General features: G+C 42.6%; 15 protein-coding genes. 8 read left to right on the forward strand and 7 right to left on the reverse strand.

Annotated elements, in window-relative coordinates:
* Positions 1 to 14: 14 nt before the first annotated feature.
* The 3 genes from ACMXYO_RS09675 to ACMXYO_RS09685 all read right to left on the reverse strand — a co-directional run bounded on the left by ACMXYO_RS09675 (position 15) and on the right by ACMXYO_RS09685 (position 2,469).
* The gene (locus ACMXYO_RS09675) at positions 15 to 983 is read right to left on the reverse strand and encodes a GlxA family transcriptional regulator (RefSeq protein WP_415884922.1); all 969 of its coding nucleotides are present in this window, start codon (positions 981 to 983) and stop codon (positions 15 to 17) included.
* Positions 976 to 1,515, reverse strand: a complete 540-nt coding sequence (locus tag ACMXYO_RS09680) for an isochorismatase family protein (protein ID WP_415884923.1) — start codon at positions 1,513 to 1,515, stop codon at positions 976 to 978. The genes ACMXYO_RS09675 and ACMXYO_RS09680 overlap by 8 nt, the downstream gene beginning before the upstream one ends.
* Before the next feature lie 159 nt (positions 1,516 to 1,674).
* Entirely contained in the window at positions 1,675 to 2,469 is a 795-nt protein-coding gene (locus tag ACMXYO_RS09685; protein WP_415884924.1) for an SDR family NAD(P)-dependent oxidoreductase, read from the reverse strand.
* Between the two features lie 224 nt (positions 2,470 to 2,693).
* Here ACMXYO_RS09685 and ACMXYO_RS09690 point away from each other — a divergent pair, with 224 nt between their 5' ends.
* The gene (locus tag ACMXYO_RS09690; RefSeq protein ID WP_415884925.1) at positions 2,694 to 3,149 is read left to right on the forward strand and encodes a hypothetical protein; all 456 of its coding nucleotides are present in this window, start codon (positions 2,694 to 2,696) and stop codon (positions 3,147 to 3,149) included.
* A 26-nt stretch (positions 3,150 to 3,175) separates the two neighbouring features.
* On the opposite strand, the gene ACMXYO_RS09695 is transcribed toward ACMXYO_RS09690, so the two are convergent.
* Entirely contained in the window at positions 3,176 to 3,562 is a 387-nt protein-coding gene (locus ACMXYO_RS09695; RefSeq protein ID WP_415884926.1) for a tautomerase family protein, read from the reverse strand.
* A 222-nt stretch (positions 3,563 to 3,784) separates the two neighbouring features.
* Here ACMXYO_RS09695 and ercA point away from each other — a divergent pair, with 222 nt between their 5' ends.
* From ercA to ACMXYO_RS09725, 6 genes are all read left to right on the forward strand, one after another.
* Positions 3,785 to 4,948, forward strand: a complete 1,164-nt coding sequence (ercA, locus tag ACMXYO_RS09700; RefSeq protein WP_415884927.1) for an alcohol dehydrogenase-like regulatory protein ErcA — start codon at positions 3,785 to 3,787, stop codon at positions 4,946 to 4,948.
* Positions 4,932 to 7,079 carry an EAL domain-containing protein gene (locus ACMXYO_RS09705; RefSeq protein ID WP_415884928.1) on the forward strand — a complete coding sequence of 716 codons (2,148 nt, stop codon included), beginning with the start codon at positions 4,932 to 4,934 and terminating at the stop codon, positions 7,077 to 7,079. Before ercA ends, ACMXYO_RS09705 begins: the two co-directional genes overlap by 17 nt.
* Positions 7,080 to 7,217: 138 nt before the next feature.
* Complete coding sequence (locus tag ACMXYO_RS09710) at positions 7,218 to 8,990, forward strand: hypothetical protein (RefSeq protein ID WP_415884929.1); 1,773 nt, start codon at positions 7,218 to 7,220, stop codon at positions 8,988 to 8,990.
* A 231-nt stretch (positions 8,991 to 9,221) separates the two neighbouring features.
* Positions 9,222 to 9,866 carry a hypothetical protein gene (locus tag ACMXYO_RS09715; RefSeq protein WP_415884930.1) on the forward strand — a complete coding sequence of 215 codons (645 nt, stop codon included), beginning with the start codon at positions 9,222 to 9,224 and terminating at the stop codon, positions 9,864 to 9,866.
* A gap of 57 nt (positions 9,867 to 9,923) precedes the next feature.
* Positions 9,924 to 10,619: a hypothetical protein gene (locus ACMXYO_RS09720; RefSeq protein WP_415884931.1), complete on the forward strand. Its 696-nt coding sequence runs from the start codon at positions 9,924 to 9,926 to the stop codon at positions 10,617 to 10,619.
* Complete coding sequence (locus ACMXYO_RS09725; protein ID WP_415884932.1) at positions 10,616 to 11,149, forward strand: hypothetical protein; 534 nt, start codon at positions 10,616 to 10,618, stop codon at positions 11,147 to 11,149. Before ACMXYO_RS09720 ends, ACMXYO_RS09725 begins: the two co-directional genes overlap by 4 nt.
* Before the next feature lie 64 nt (positions 11,150 to 11,213).
* Here the strand turns inward: ACMXYO_RS09725 and ACMXYO_RS09730 are convergent, their stop codons facing one another.
* Entirely contained in the window at positions 11,214 to 13,292 is a 2,079-nt protein-coding gene (locus tag ACMXYO_RS09730) for a 4Fe-4S binding protein (protein ID WP_415884933.1), read from the reverse strand.
* A 223-nt stretch (positions 13,293 to 13,515) separates the two neighbouring features.
* Positions 13,516 to 13,800 (reverse strand): nickel-binding protein, encoded by a 285-nt coding sequence (locus tag ACMXYO_RS09735; RefSeq protein ID WP_415884934.1) that lies wholly within the window; start codon positions 13,798 to 13,800, stop codon positions 13,516 to 13,518.
* A 145-nt stretch (positions 13,801 to 13,945) separates the two neighbouring features.
* Here ACMXYO_RS09735 and ACMXYO_RS09740 point away from each other — a divergent pair, with 145 nt between their 5' ends.
* Positions 13,946 to 14,629, forward strand: a complete 684-nt coding sequence (locus ACMXYO_RS09740; protein WP_415884935.1) for a winged helix-turn-helix transcriptional regulator — start codon at positions 13,946 to 13,948, stop codon at positions 14,627 to 14,629.
* Positions 14,630 to 14,682: 53 nt separating this feature from the next.
* Here ACMXYO_RS09740 and ACMXYO_RS09745 read toward each other — a convergent pair whose 3' ends face one another.
* Positions 14,683 to 16,671 (reverse strand): methyl-accepting chemotaxis protein, encoded by a 1,989-nt coding sequence (locus tag ACMXYO_RS09745; RefSeq protein ID WP_415884936.1) that lies wholly within the window; start codon positions 16,669 to 16,671, stop codon positions 14,683 to 14,685.
* Positions 16,672 to 16,772: the final 101 nt, after the last annotated feature.

The following is a 16,772-nucleotide window of genomic DNA, read 5'->3' on the forward strand; positions in this document are numbered from 1 at the left end:
CATAACCAAATTGTTCAAATATCAATCAGATTTAAATTCCTTCGATATTGCGAGGGAGTGCCCTCCTGCCACCTTGCCCAAACACGTCTTAAGCTTCTTTCAGAATGAAACCCGCAACGCTCAGCAATAACATCTATAGGCAGTTTGGTTTGTTCTAATAACTGACGACCTAGCTCTATGCGCGCCTGCTGCAGGTACTCTTGCAGATTGAATCCAGTCGCTTGCAGAAATAAACGCCGAAGATGACGCTCACTTAAGTGAACTCGTTCTGCCAATAGCGACACATCCCAATCAAAACCCGGCTGCTCCATTATCAGGTCCTGAACTTTGTGCACGCGAGACTGAGTGTGGTTTCGATGGTTTAACCAAAAACTCAGCTGCGCTTCCTGGCCAGATCGTCGCATGTAGATCACCATCTCACGGGCAATTTGTACTGCCCGATCCTGCCCCCAATGGTTATCAACTAACTGTAAGCAAAGATCCAATCCTGTGGTGATACCGGCGCTCGTCCATATATTGCCATCAGTAACGAAAATACAATCTTCCTGTACTAAAGCGTCTGGAGCGATCTGACAAAGTGAGGCAGTAAGATCATGGTGTGTCGTGCAGCGTTTGCCATCTAATACACCTGCCTTTGCCGCTAGAAGCGAACCTGAACAGATCCCCGCTAACAAACCGAATTGCTGTTTTACGAAGGTTAACCATTGAATCGCCGTCTGGTAATCAGCTTCATGAAGATGCTTATTTAACTGGCTTGTTCCGATCAACAGTAGCCAATCGTCTGCTTCTAACCTCTCCGGTAAAGGCTCCAGATTAGCAAGATGTAAGCCTTGTTTGGACTGCAGTTCAGGTCGAGGAGAGATATAGCGCAACTCTATACTCTCCTCTAGAGAAGGATGTGCAAAGATCTGAGCAGGCGCAGCCAGATCCAACAAATGGACACGTGGCAACACCAACAGATAAACACGCCTTTTCTTATTCATAGTCCCCAACCATGCGCACATTTGCGAAGCGATCTTGCAAAATCATCGAAGTATGTTGCTTTAAGGCCTCTTCACTCACTGTCTCACCGGTAAATTGATTTTTCATAGTAAAGGTATGGGTAGCATCGACCACGAAATCTAACTCATAGCCCAAATCACTGCCTACACGCGTTGTGGTTTCACAGCACTGTTCCGTTCTTAAGCCACTCACCAATAGTTTGGTAATCGATTGCCCTTGTAACCACTCGTGCAAACCACTGTCGAGCAGCGCATTATGAACGCGCTTGTTAAACAACTTATCTTCATCCTTCTTATTCAGAAAGTCCATCAAACGGACAAAACCGGACTCGACAGAAAACACACCTTCATCTTCATTATGAAGGATAAACACAATTGAGCCACCTTGCGCTCTTACCGCATCAATTAGCCAGTTTTGTCTCGCTTCATAATCAGAAAAACCATCATCATACCAATAATCACGATGTTTAAAGGATTCCTGCACATCAATCACTAATAACGCTGTATTTTTCATAGCTTAAACTCCCATGTATTTAATATTTGTGAGCTAAGTGTGAGCTATAACCAAAATTGACATAAGAAAGATAGCGGCCAAAAACAGGACAATTTCGGCCAAACAAAAAAACTGCACTTAAGCGCAGTTTTTCTAGGTAAGAATAAGTGAAGAAAAAACTTAAGGGCAGGTATAGCCGCCATCAATCACCAGATCAGACCCGGTCATAAAAGAAGCCTCATCAGAGGCTAAGAACACCGTGCCATAAGCGATCTCTTTTGGTCTGCCAAAGCGTTTCATTGGTACCATATCGACCAGAGGCCCCCACGCTTCTTTCGGAACAGAACTTTCAAACAGATTAGTATCAAACATCCCAGGGCAGATTGAATTGATACGAATATTATCGCCGACAAACTCAAGTGCCGCGGATTTAGTCATCAAACGAACAGCGCCTTTTGTGCTTTGGTAAGCCGTGGACGTCCCTGCTCCTGAAATACCATAAATGGATGCAAAATTAATAATCGAACCGCCACCATTCCGTCGCATTGCAGGAATCGCAGACTTCATGCCCAACAAACAGCCCAACTGATTCACACCCACAATTTGATCAAACTTCTCTACGGTATGATCCAATAAACCTGCGTGGTAATAGATACCCGCATTGTTGACCAATACATCCAACTTACCGAAGGCTGTTTCGGTTGCGCTAACCGCAGCAATCCACTGAGGCTCTTCAGTAACATCCAAAGCCACCACATCGGCTTTACCACCATCTGCCCGAATCTCTTCAGCAACCCTAACAGCACTATCCCAAAGCCCCGTTGGTTTCTGACCTTCTGCAATAATGGGATCCTCTGGTAAGTTAGCCAGCATTACACTCGCACCCTCTTCAGCCATCATACGCGCTTGCGCACTGCCTAGCCCACCACCAGCACCTGTAATCAGTACCACCTTACCTTCTAAACGCCCAGCCATATTCAATCCTCCAAACAGCATTAATCAGTTACCTAGGAGTATGTTTGAACGGCTCTCAATCGCCGAGGTAGATAAACACTAAACTATGATCAAAATCGAGCATTTAGGCATCCAGCCTTATTTAACCTCATTAAAATAGATAAAATTTTAATAAACTTATTCTTTTAAAATCAGGTAGGTAGCGTAATCTTAAGGAAGGAATAGCAGTAACCGAAATTATCACTATGCAATTGAACTTTATCAAATCCCAATTATCGATCCTAACAGGCTTAAGCATACTCTTTGCTGCGCTAATTAGCCCACAGGTCGGCGCTAAGACCTTCTTTATGGACAAAGATGAAGAGCCACCCTCCGGTTACTACAACAACGAGGGTCAGCGAAGTGAAATAATCAAATCAAAGAAATCAAAACAAAGCTTCAGCAAAAAGCACAAAAAAGTAGCCGATTATCTGAATAGCGATCAAGAGCCGTTAGCCTCTGATGTGAAATGGACTTCAAAGAAAGCACTCCAAATCGGTGTAATACAACGGTATCGAACTGAAGATTATGCTAAGTACGCTTGTAAAGTAATTGATGCTTTCAATCTTGAAAGTAAAGGGGTCAAAGTTCGGGTGATTTTTTTACCCCATTTAGTTGCCTATAACCGCCTAGAGTTACTCGCTGAACATAAGTGTAATTAGGTCAATAGTTATATCCTCATGACCAACTAGACATTAACTTTGTATTTAAGGTCATTCACTTCATCGCCCGTCATACCTCTAAAGCCCCATTGGTATGACTGCTGCTCTTTAATAGTAATTTCAATATCAATGGGTAGAATCCCAATCTTCTCTTCTATCCTTTCGAACAGAGTGTAAATCAGCTTCTTCTGTGTCTCAACTTTGCGCCCAGCCATCATATTAATTTCGATAACTGTGTAGGCCTCACTGCGCCCTCCAGGATAGTAAAAATCTTCTTTTTCCATCGGGATAAAGCGATGAGCACGCTTATCCTCGGGAAAACCAAGTACCTCTTGCATGCATTGATGAATAACATCCGACAGTTCTGCTTTGATGGGGGTTAGTTGCTGTTTAATTCCGTAGATGACGATCATGAGAGCCCTATCCTACTAAAATCAGAATTAACGGTAGGTTTGTACAAATATCCTAACAACACTAAACAAAGCTTTCTGTTATAGCTTTGTTACATAACTGGTTACCTATTCCTTACTGCCGACCATATTACCTGACTCAAATCAATTAATGATGACTCCCCCATAACCCCTTTCATATTTGAACTAAAATCATAAAAAGCAGAAAAATAAGTAGAAACTGCTATGACAGAAGATATTTCAATACTTCGTAAATTTGTAAGCCCCGAAATAATTTTTGGTGTTGGAGCTAGGCATTCAGTCGCCAACTATGCCGTAAATTTCGGCGCTCGCAAGGTTCTCATTGTCTCGGATCCCGGCGTAAAAGCGGCGGGTTGGCTCTCTGAAGTAGAAAATCACTTAAGTGAAAACGAAATCGAATGGGTGAGCTTTATTGATGTCTCCCCTAACCCTCGAACAGATGAGGTAATGAAAGGCTCTGAGGTCTATAAAACTAATAATTGTAATGTCATAGTTGCTATAGGCGGTGGCAGCCCTATGGACTGTGCTAAAGGGATTGGGATCGTAAGTACCAATGACGGGCATATTCTAGATTATAACGGCATAGATACTATTAGCTCTCCAATCCCTCCTTTAATATTCATTCCTACAACGGCAGGTTCTTCAGCAGATGTTTCACAGTTCGCCATTATTTCAGATCAGATTGAGCGCATAAAATTTTCGATTATTTCCAAAACTATAGTGCCTGATGTTTCACTAATCGATCCAGAAACAGCATCCTCAATGGATTCATTCTTAACGGCTTGCACAGGAATAGATGCATTAGTCCATGCAATCGAAGCCTTTGTTTCTACAGGTGCCGGTCCTTTAACTGATATGCACGCACTAGATGCTATTCGCTTAATTCATGAGAATCTCCCTGCGCTTTTAATGACACCCCATGATATGCGGCTCAGAGAACAAATCATGCTGGGCTCGATGAAAGCGGGATTAGCGTTTTCCAATGCCATTTTAGGTGCTGTGCACGCGATGTCGCACTCCTTAGGTGGCTATCTAGATCTGCCGCACGGGTTATGCAACGCCATGCTTCTTGAGCATGTAATTGCTTATAACTATCCCAACGCACAGGATCGATTCAAAATGATCGCTGAAACCATGAATGTGGATACACGTGGATTAACTTCAGAGCAGATAAAGCAGCGCTTAATGCAGCAAGTAATAATGCTTAAACAACAGGTAGGTATTAACCAAACACTAACCGTTAATGGCGTCCATAAAACAGATATTCCGATTCTTTCCGATCATGCACTAATTGACCCATGCCTCCTAACCAACCCTCGCCCTTCTAATAAGAGAGATTTGGCAACCGTTTATGAAGAAGCCCTCTAAACCTCATACAGACTTTAAAAGCTTATTAGGGTTAGGCACGCAATCAACTCGCAAGACCTATTATGCAGAACTAGAGGCAAACTTAGTCGATCTTGAAACAGAGAGAAATAGATATAAAAGTCTATTCGATCATGCTCGTCATGGGATTTTCCAGGCAGATTTAGATGGCAAGGTCATCAATGTGAACCCTGCCATGGCACAAATGTGTGGTTTTAACTCCGTAATAAGTTTCCAAAAGAATTATGAATCTCTACAAAAGCACTTATTCGTGTCAACGAATGAATACAAGCGTTTCATTAAAGAACTCGAATCGAGTGAAAAACTAGATAACTTTGAAACATCCTTCTGTTCGATGAGTGGAACCGAACTATTAGTCAGTATCTCTGCCACTCTTAAACATGAACCACAGCATCTGATTGAATGTTTTGTTAAGGACATTACGAAACTCAAAGAAGCTGAACACCAATTACGTATTGCTGCCACAGCCTTTGAATCTCAAGAAGGTATGATCATTACTGACCAAAATAAGGTGATCTTACGTGTTAATAAAGCTTTCTCTCGCGTGACAGGGTACTCAGCAGAAGAAGCTATTGGTCAAACTCCTGCGCTCTTGCAATCAGGGCAGCATACAAAACGTTTTTATGACCAAATGAATGAAAGTCTCTCTACCAAAAAATACTGGCAGGGAGAGATATGGAACAAACGGAAATCCGGCGAGATCTACCCTGAATACCTGACGATTACAGCGGTAGAATCCGAAGATGGTAAAGTAATCAACTACGTCGGCGCGTTCACTGATATTACCAATATAAAAGAAAGTGAGGCTCAAATTCATCAATATGCGTATTTCGACACGCTTACAGGCTTACCGAATCGTCAATCCTTGATGGATAGCCTATCAAAGATTTTAAAACGTGCAGGCCGCACAAGTAAACAAGGCGCTCTGCTCTTTTTAGACTTAGATAATTTTAAAAGCGTTAATGATACTCACGGGCACTCAACCGGTGACCTTTTGCTAAAGAAAGTTGCAAACCGCCTAAAAGGAGCCATAAGGGAAACAGATATTGTCGCGAGGTTAGGCGGAGATGAGTTTATTATCATATTGGAAGATATGGGCCAGAATGAAAAAGCAGTCATTCTAAATGTGAAGGAAGTTATTGATAACATTACATCCGTTTTGAAACAAAGCGTCATCTTAGATCAATTTGAATATCATGCCTCCTGTAGTATCGGTGTCACTCCTTTCAAAGGAGGAGAAAGCACCGAAGAAGTCATGCAACGCGGTGATATGGCCATGTACCAAGCAAAGTGGTCTGGAAAAAACACCTGCAGGTTTTATGACCCAGAGATTTTAGTGCCTCAATTCCATATGGCCGAACTGGAGTTAGAGCTTCGCAATGCTTTACCAAAATCACAATTCATCTTGTTCTACCAACCTCAATTTAATACCGAACAATTAACCGGTGCAGAGGTTCTACTACGCTGGCAACACCCAGAACGCGGACTCATTTCCCCCGTGGAATTTATACCCATTGCAGAAGAAACTGGCCTTATTGTTCCTATTGGCTGGTGGATTATAGAATCAGCCTGCCAGCAACTGATTGAATGGTCTAAATCCGAATCGACCTCCAATTTACAACTAGCAGTTAATGTCAGTGCTCGACAATTCAGTCAAATCAATTTCGTCGAACAAACAATTTCAATTTTAGAGCAAACAAAAATTGACCCTAACTTACTGAAATTAGAACTTACTGAAAGCGTGCTATTAAGTGACGTTAATGAGATCGTTACCAAAATGAATAAACTCAGGAAATTTGGGATCCGCTTTTCTTTAGACGATTTTGGTACAGGTTATTCATCACTGAGTAACCTTAAAAAGCTACCTATAGAGCAGCTTAAAATAGATCAGTCCTTTGTGCGCGATATCACCACAGACCCTGATGATGCAGAAATCGTTCAGACCATAATTGCTATGGCCTATAACTTAGGACTAGATGTAATTGCTGAAGGTGTAGAAACTATTGATCAAAGAGAGTTTTTAGAGCTGTCTAATTGCCTGAATTTCCAAGGCTATCTATTTGGTAAGCCACTGCCTATAGAGATTTTTACCGAACAACTTCTCTTATCTTAAACAAAGAAGTAGGTACTCTTCTAAATAATTTTGAACCTTTCACCCAAAACACTCTCCCATATAACCCAACTAAATTAATTTTCTTCGAAAATGGCCGTTATAGATAAAATCGCCGACGAAGTTAAAGTGAAAGGATTTATGAAGATCACATCGGATCAGTTGCCACTGCAACAGGGACTTAGCTCGACTATCAAACCTCAGCAGGTTGAACCCTCTCAAGAGCTTAAAAGCCAACTAAAGCAGATTAACTCTGTAGAGGTGCAGTTAGAACAACTGCGCCAGCAAGATTCGAGTGAGTTTACGCGGTTTACAGCATTTGAAGGTAAACATCAGGTCGTGATTCTTCCTGAATCTGATATAACCGATCAGATGCATGCAGTCTTAGATAAACTATCCCAAGAGCAAGGCCAGAACTTAATTGATCTTGGCGTTTTAGAAGATGAAGATTTCTTAGCACTTGCTCAACAGCTAAATGATACCGAGTTACAGCAGTTTGCTAGCGCAGCACTGGCATTACAGACAGCACCCGATTTTAATTCGTTTGCCCTCAATTATTCCTCTGGAAAACAAAACGTACAGGAGTTTATCCAAACACTATCTTCTTTGGACAGTGATACGCGTAGCCAAGTGTTGGCAAAAGCCGAGGAATTGAGTAGCAAAGTCCCCTTATCAAATGACGATTCTGTGTACGATTCTGGAGGTTTAATCACACCTAGCTCCCCTGCAGCGAACGATATTCATAACTTCATTACGGCTATAAACAATATTGATACAGAGCGATTATCAGACGATGCTAACCGTATATTAGATAACCTCGAAGGAGCCGATGAACTGCAACAATCTAATCTATTGCAGCTATTTGGCGGAGACTTAGAACTTAGTTTCCGCTTATTAGAATCTGTAGAAGGTTTCGAGTCTAAAACTCAAGACGAAGTGATAAGTTTTCTTACTGAGCTTTCCAAAACAGCCACGCAACCGGACTCTCTTTCTCTTGATCCCATTAGACGCCCATCATCGCCCGATGAATGGCATGGCGCGGTGTTGAATCATGCTGATGACACCCGCTCAGTTGTTTACGGCATGATAGATACCTTTGTTTCACTGACCGAAGATTACACCTTTAGTGATGATCAGCTAAAAGAGATGGCTACTGACCTTAAACATCTTGATAACACCCATCAGCGAGCTTATTTAGAGATCACCTCTACCGGTTTGAATACTCTGGTAGGTGATGACTCTCAACATGATCTATCCACCAATGACGCAGCGCTTTCAACACTCGATACCCTTAGATCGGATCACAATACTCGAATGCTGGTCGCTGAATCATATATGGGTGAGAAGAGGATCTCTGATGGTCGCGCTTTCTATGAAATAAAAGATCACAGTACAGCCATTCAGGATCAGCGCCAGACAATCGAACTATTAACAACTCATGCCTGGCTGAATCAAGACGAACCAGCTCAGACCAAACAATTAGCTAATAACTTGAGTCAGTTAGAGGCAGAACAACGGGACGATCTTATTAAGCAGCTTAACCACTCGGGAGCGACTATCTCTCGCTTGGCTGAACATGATCTAACCCTTTTAGAAGCCGATTTTGAGCAATTCTTAAATCGCACTAGTGCCATTATTGAAAGCAAAAGCGTAAAAGATTTAGGCGAGTTTGAATCAACACTACCAGAACCGGTAAAAGACGATTTCTGGCAAGCTGCGAGTTTTGTTGAAGATCAAGTAGATACGCTAGTTGAAACACTAATCCCATTTACCAATGACACCAAAGCATTCATTTTAGAAAGCATTAACTCTTTAAAAGAAGCTGTCGATGAGCAAGAACTAGATATTGATATAGCCAAAGAACAAGCGAAATCGCTTTTAGATTCTTTTGCTGAGCTAACTCAGGAGCAGTAGATATTTTAAAAGCATTCAACCTCAAGCGGCATACTAATGCCGCTTCCGGCAAACTCATCTAGTTCTAACAGAGCCTAACTCTAGCTCTCTTGATAAATATTGCCCTTTCTACATAGCTACAGCCCGTAATTAGAGGCTTCTCAGTAACTCTTAATTAAGATAGATCTAAGATACATTATTTGGCTTGATTTTTGCTTTCCTTACAGCAGTCATTAGATAGGGAACATAAATATGCTGTCATCTATAAGCCTAAGTAACGAATCGGTAAACCTTTTGCAATTAAGAGGATTATCTGATGAGCAAGTTAGTGATTTTTCAGCACTGCTAGATAAAGCCAATAGTCAATTAGAAAATGACAAATCAGCCAAGCAAGTGTTGTCCGATATGTCTCAAAAGGAAATGAAATTACTACAGAAGGCAACTGGCTTAGTTGACCCGATAAGTGTCAGCTCTTTGAGTCGTGAAGGAGCTCACAACCTACTTGCCCAACCAGACAAAACCGGCATGGTTGATCTGAATAATGATGGTATCGTCGAAATTGGGGCCGGTAAGATGGTTACCTTTCCTCCAGTCAATGCCCCAGCTTCAGTCCACAAGTCTTGGGAGGCTGCTACTGAAGGCATGTCAGAAGGCGACAAGATGATTATGCAGTTGCATATGCACCATGCGGTATATGGATTCCAAATTGAAGGAATTGAAAGCAAAGAAGCCTTAGCTCCCGAAGATCAGTGGTCAACTAATGGCTGGCAACAGTTACTTAAAGAGCTTAGAAGCGCGTTAGAGTTTGCAGTGGCCTTAGATGGGTGGGATAGAACTAATCTAGTTAGACAGGATTTCTACGATAAGTTTGAAGCTGAATTGCAACAACTGAGCTAACTACGTGCCGCATAAGCCTTTTATCATATTCTCTTATCACGATACGAATATTAAACGATGCAAATTCAAGCGAACTCAACGCATTCAGTTACTCATAGCCAAAGCCCTACAACCACCCAACCTCAAGTGGATGAAACTAAGTTCATTGCTCAGGGAGATTTACCTGATAGCATCTACAATACAACAGGCGATGCTCAAATAGTTTTCAAACCAACGTCTCCTGATGAGGCATGGCAGCAATACGCTTTCAGCACATCAGGAAGCATGATTGAAGTTAGCTCTACTATTCCTGCAGGCTATCAAGACGTTAATGCTCAATTAAAAGAGTTGTTTACTGAGCAAGGGATCGATGTTCCAGATGGACTCACTATTTCTTACGGGATTCCAGAAAAGAAATCAGAATCCGCTGAAGAAGAACCATCAAAAGAACCGCAATTCCTGATCAAAAATGTTGATGACCCTTTACTAAGCGATCAAATCGAAGAGTTGTTGAATAACCCCGAAAACGCTCACTTCAAACAAAGCTACCTCGCTTTAGATCAACTTACTGCAGCTGAAAATACTACTCAAGCAGAACTTAGAGATAGTCTATTGAATCAATCAGATTCCGATAACAAACCACAGAAGGATAACTCCCTAATCACCTATGGCTATAAGCAAGATTTCTCTATGAGTTTTGATGAAGAAAATTGGTCGATGAACACCAGCACACAACTAGTCGAGCTAATGCGAGTAGAGAAGGCACCAAGATGAAGATTCATAGCGCAGCCTCTTCACCCCTAGCCCATCCAACTAAGAATAGAGTTGAAACAGGCATAAGCTCAAACCCGGCACAACAGCTCAATACTCAGCAGAATAGTTTCAGCCAAATAGGAAAGATTGTAAGTGCTACCGATAAACAAGGTTTAATTGAACTTGGCAGAATGGCTATTGGCAATAACACCTTGAAGGCATGGGAAAGCCAAGGTTTTGAAGTAAGTGATGAAGGCCTGATAGCAGCAGCTAAAGCCTTTCAACAAGGGTTTAAACAAATAGCTGACCAACTGAGTAATCAAACAGCAGGCAGCAGTGTATCTATAAACAAACACCAAATTCTGATAGATAATCAGCAAAATTTACCGCAATGGTTTATCGATGAATATGACTATTTACTGCAAAACTTAAGTGACGATTCTCATCGAAGTGCGTTTGCACAAGGCGATCATTTTTATGCAAAAACTGCCAATAATGAAAGTATTGCTGTACAGAACTACCAAACGGTAACGAATTATGGGCAGTCCTAATTAGCAAAGCCTCCTACTTGGATAAGCGCTCAAACCGGCACTTTTTAGTGCCGGTTTTAGTTACTTAAGCAACATTCTTAACTTTAAGTTTGCGGCCGCGCTTTTCTAACACAAGCGGTACACACTGCTTATCATCATCGTAAATTACGACACAATCTAAACACTGGAAGCACTCGTTGTAATCAATCACGCCGCTACGTGGAATCGCTTCGTATTCACACTTCTGAGTACACAAACGACAAGGCGAGCCACACTCCTCTCGGCGTGGAAGCCATTTATAGATTCGCAGCTTACCCAGCACAGCCATACTCGCACCCAATGGGCAGATATAGCGGCAGTAACCTTTGTAAACAAACAGGCTTAATGCCAATAGCACAACAGCCCACAAAACGAATGGCCAAGAGCGATCAAAGATCAGAGTAATACTGGTTTTAAATGGCTCGATCTCTACTACGGAACCTGTCAGTGGAACAGACACAACGGCAACCACTAAGATAAACAGCAAGACCAGATATTTAAGCCCTTTTAGTCTCGCATCAGTTTTCTCAGAGATCTTTATCTGAGGGATTTTCAGGAAGGCTAACACCTTACCGATAAGTTCCTGCAGCGCGCCAAATGGACATAACCACCCGCAGAATGTGCCACGCCCCCAAACAAAGAAGGTAATGCCGACATAAGCCCAGATAATCACGGTCATAGGGTCGTATAGGAAGAACTCTAAACTACGCCCTGCTAACCACGCCTGAAGTACACCAGTAATGTTTACGATCGATAGCTGGCCTTGTGCGTACCAACCGATAAACACCAAGGTATAAACTAGGTATAGCGGCCTAAACCAACGCAGATGCTGCTGGCCTTTTGTTAGAAGCTGGTAACGTACCAACACAACAGTCAGGACAAACAACCCTGCAAGGAGGATGGCAATATCTGTAGTGCGTCCAGCCCAAAGACTGTGCCAAGTTTTATTATCCGTTTCTGCAGCGATGTAATACTCTTCATCCAGCTCAGTTTTGAAATCCAAAGCCTTACTGACGGTTTCTGGGTACAACCACCCTTTTTCACGGCTAATATGCAGTTGAAATTCATAAGGAAATGCAGGATCTAACCCTGCCTGTCCGATTACATGAAATGCCTTCCATTCATGCTCAGATAAAGCCTCTGGAAGTTTGATTTGGTAATCCAGCTCAAACAGATCTAAACGGTCACTGAAATCAAAATCTCGTATTTCAACAGGTAGTCCGGCTTGCTGCAGGCTAATACGTTCAGGCACTTTACCGCGTACAAAATTTTCGCCAACGAACGAGAAGCGACCATCACCAATTACTAACAGGAGCTGATCATTCTCTGCTGTGCTTTCTTTAAGATATGCCCAAGCTTCCGGCAATAATAGGTTTCGCCCTACTGAAGGAACGCTTAGGTTGGCTATATACAACTCGATATAGGTTTCTTCTGGCGCTTCTAATCCCTCTTCGTCCAGCCCTTCGCCAATCGTATCTTTAAATTGCTGTTCCACCTGGTCATTGGTGAAACGAAACTTCTGGATTAAGCCAGCATCAATAAGTTGCTCCCAACTCATTGGCTCATAAAGTTCTTTATCTAAGCGTGCGATCAGATCTGGATCTCGCCCTTTCGCAAAACCTAATTTTTCACGAGCCACAGTTAAAGAGGCTGACAACAACGTTTGATTAAAAATACGAACAGATGCCGTCGCCTTAGTCACGCCATCGATATAGGCATTGGCTTTATTTTCACGCTGAGCAACCGTAGGGCTAGCATCGATCTTGATGTTCTGCATCAACGAGATGCCAGAGTACTGCTTAGCGAAATCAAAAAGAGGCTTCTCCCCCAAACCTTCAAGAAATACAGGTTCGTGATGAGATAGAACTTTTACGCTGATAAATGATCCCTGCGGATCCATTGCCACCAACAGGTTATAAGGCACCCCCGCAAAACCCGGTACGGCAACCATATCAATCGTTTCATAGGCATAGCCCACCAGCGGCGTATCGGTAGATATCTGCTGGTAGAGTGGCCAGACAGCTAGAGATTCATCTTTATCGCCGACGATATAGGGAGATGGAAAGGCTTTTACAATATCTTCCTTATTGAGCACCCCTGCTTGCACACTAGAGGAAAGACTCATGACAAGTGTGCATAGAAAAAGCACAACTAATAAGAAAACATAGCTAAGACTACGATTATAGAACTGATACATGGCTACTTATTCTTGTTATTTTTTAACATGTTAACTGCTTATTCACACTGCAATAATTGCATTTAAGACTTAATCACTGGGGTCTTAAGTACAGTACAGCAGCACAAAAACCGGTGCTAAGGTAACACCGGTTGCAATAACTCCAGCTAGTTTAAGACGTTGCAGTTGCTGGGCTTATCTGGGTATCTACTTGCGTAACAATGGATGCTGGGAAACCACTACGCTGTGAATGCTCTTCAATTAATTCAGCGTCGGCACAGTTATAAACACAGAAGGTTTTATCGCCAGCGACGTAACTGTAATCCCAAGCAATATCTTTATGTTCGCTCTGCATCTCGGCTAGTACCGCGTTAGATTTTGCTGCAGCTGCTTTTAATGCATCTGCATCAGCTGAACCGATTTCTGGGATATCACGCTCAATGATGAACTTAGGCATGGTTTGTTGCTCCAATTATTGTTTTTGTAATCAATCAGAGCATTGATACTAATTAGAAGTTCACTCTTTGAATGCTATCTAAACCGTAGCATTAAACTACAGATTCTGTAGTTAAGAATAAAAACGAAAAATAGTAGAGATTTTTATGCAGTACATGCAATTTTGCCCTATCGCTAAAGCCTCAGAGCTCCTTTGCGAAAAATGGACGCTCCTTATAGTCCGCGAGCTACTTATGGGTGGAAAACGCTTTAATGACTTTCAGCGCGGCATGGCAGCTATCTCCCCTACCATGCTGACTAAGCGCTTAAATGAGCTGACGGCAGCCGGTATTGTGATTCGCAAGAAGATCCCAAACCAACGTGGCTACGAGTACTTTTTAACCGAGCAAGGCAAAGAACTTTTACCGATTATTCAGCAAATTGGTGATTGGGGGATGCGTTGGACCCGCGGCCAGATCTCCGACAGCGAACTCGATATTGAACTGCTGATGGTTTATCTCGAACGCAGCATCCAAACCGATAAACTCCCAGACGGTGCGACAACAATCTGCTTTAACTTTAGCGACCGCGAACACTTAGCTAAATGGTGGGTGATGGTCGACGGCAACCATAAAGATGTCTGCACTACAGACCCAGGCAAAGAGGTCGACATCTGGTTTAATACCGATCTTCGTACCATGATTGAGATCTGGATGGGTGATATCAGCTATAAAGCCGCTATTAGACAACAGCGATTAAACCTAATCGGCCCTAGCTCTTTAACGGCCAATGTCAGCCGCTGGATGAATAATAGTATGTTTGCAGATATACCGACAGCTAATGAGATTTAAACTAAAAAAGGCCTTCATCATGAAGGCCTTTTTTATATGTTATGACTAACCCATTAAGTTTTGAACTGCGCAATAAGTTGATGCAGATTACCTGCCGATTGCGATAAATGCTGAGTCGCTTGTGCGGTTTCACCAACACCCGTGGCATTCTCAATTGCCAACTGATGAATGTAGTTTACGTTCTCGCCAATCTCATCTGCCACGCAAGACTGCTGCTCCGTAGCACTGGCAATTTGTAGCATCATCTCACTGATACGCTCGGCACCGGCACCTATCGAGATAATCAGATCATTCATCTCTTTTGTGTTTTGAAGTGAAAGCTGTGTTTTCTTAATACTGACATTCATTGAATCACTCGCTCGACGCGTTCCCTCTTTCAGCTGAGTAATGATCGCCTCGATATCACGAGTAGAATCTTGTGTTCTTTGAGCAAGGGAGCGAACCTCATCTGCAACCACAGCAAAACCACGGCCATGATCACCCGCCCTTGCCGCTTCAATCGCTGCATTAAGAGCAAGCAAGTTTGTCTGCTCAGCAATACTTACAATGACCGCCAAAATAGAGTCTATCTGGGCACTGTACTCTTCAAGATTCAATATGGCTTGGTTTGACTGATCAACCTCGTGGGAGAGTTCAGCAACAGACTGCATAGTTTGCTCAATACCCTTTTGCGCAGCCACTACCTCTTTAGAGGCATTGGTTGTTGCATCAGAAACATTCTGCGCATTCGACGCAACCTCTTGAACTGTTGCCACCATCTGCACCATTGCTGCAGAGATCTTAGTTAACTCATTTTGTTGCAGTTCTGTATTCGTGTGAGTTTGTGTTGTGATAACCGACGTTTCTTCACTACTACGTGCCATCTGCTCGCTGATGCTGATCATGTCAGCAACCATTTTGCGAAGGTTATCCGCCATAACAGCCATTGAGCTATAAGCGCTGCCTTGTTGCTGATTTGCATCAATGGCTAAGGTTAAATCACCTGATGCGATGGTGTCGGCTACCTGTTTCATCTCGTGTGGCTCACCGCCTAACGGACGAGTAATCGATCTAGAAAACACATAAGCAACGGCAATTACGAAAACCACTGAGATCAATACCGTAACCAGAACCGTCATCTTCAATCCAGAGACTGATTCAAGTGCTTCGGCCACATCAATCTCTGAAATAAGCGCCCATGTAAGATCACCCACCTTTACTGATGTATAGGCTGACAGAACTGGGTTACCGTTGTAATCAATCAGCTCTGTAACGCCTTCGTTATTACTTAATGCTTCGCGAACGGATACAGAATCAATACCATTTTTCGCCACAGTCCCTGCAAAAGACGCGATCACAGAGTGACCTTCAGGATCAAGGAAAGAGTCAGATCGCATGCGTTTATCTGATCCAACTAGATAAGATTCGCCCGTTTCTCCCATACCATCGCGCTCTTGCATAATTGAACCGATCTTTTCGATTGATAGCTGTAGAGCTACTACGCCAGCAAACTGACCGTTCTGTTGGATTGGGTAGGCAATAAAACTTGCCGGCGCATTTGCACTAGGGGCGTAAGGGGCGAAATCTTCTAATACAAATTTATTCTCATCACGGGCATTGCGAAAAGCTTTGGCTAGGCCAGAATCACGATATGGGCCCGATATTAAGTTTGTGCCGTAATCTGCTTCGCGTGTCACTGTATAAAACACAGTACCCGCTGGATTGATTAAGAAAAGGTCATAATAGTCATAAGCATTAATGTACTTTGCAAAGAAGCTATTATCGCCTCCTTCGACACCAAGCATCTGTTCAATGCTGTTTAGGGTATGCCCTGCAGATGTCATGGAGTTGATCATCTCAGAGAGCATCATCACATCACCTTCGCGCTCAGCAAAGTACGACTCGATCTGATTTTGCTTAATACTGCGCACCGCTTGTAACTTATTAAGCGCTTGATCACTTAAGCTATTACTACTGGTATAGGTAAGAAAAACTCCCAAAACCAACATAGGAACTATACCGACGGCTAAGAAAATTATGGTGAGCTTGCGAGATAGCGTCATCTTAAAAAACTCCCTTTTAAATAAAAAATCCTAAAAGCAGGACACGCAGGCTGCCATAGTTTTCAATTAAAACAAACAGAGCACCATGTATTTAAAAACCT

Source organism: Neptuniibacter sp. QD37_6 (genome assembly GCF_047778085.1).
Classification (GTDB): Bacteria; Pseudomonadota; Gammaproteobacteria; order Pseudomonadales; family Balneatricaceae; genus Neptuniibacter.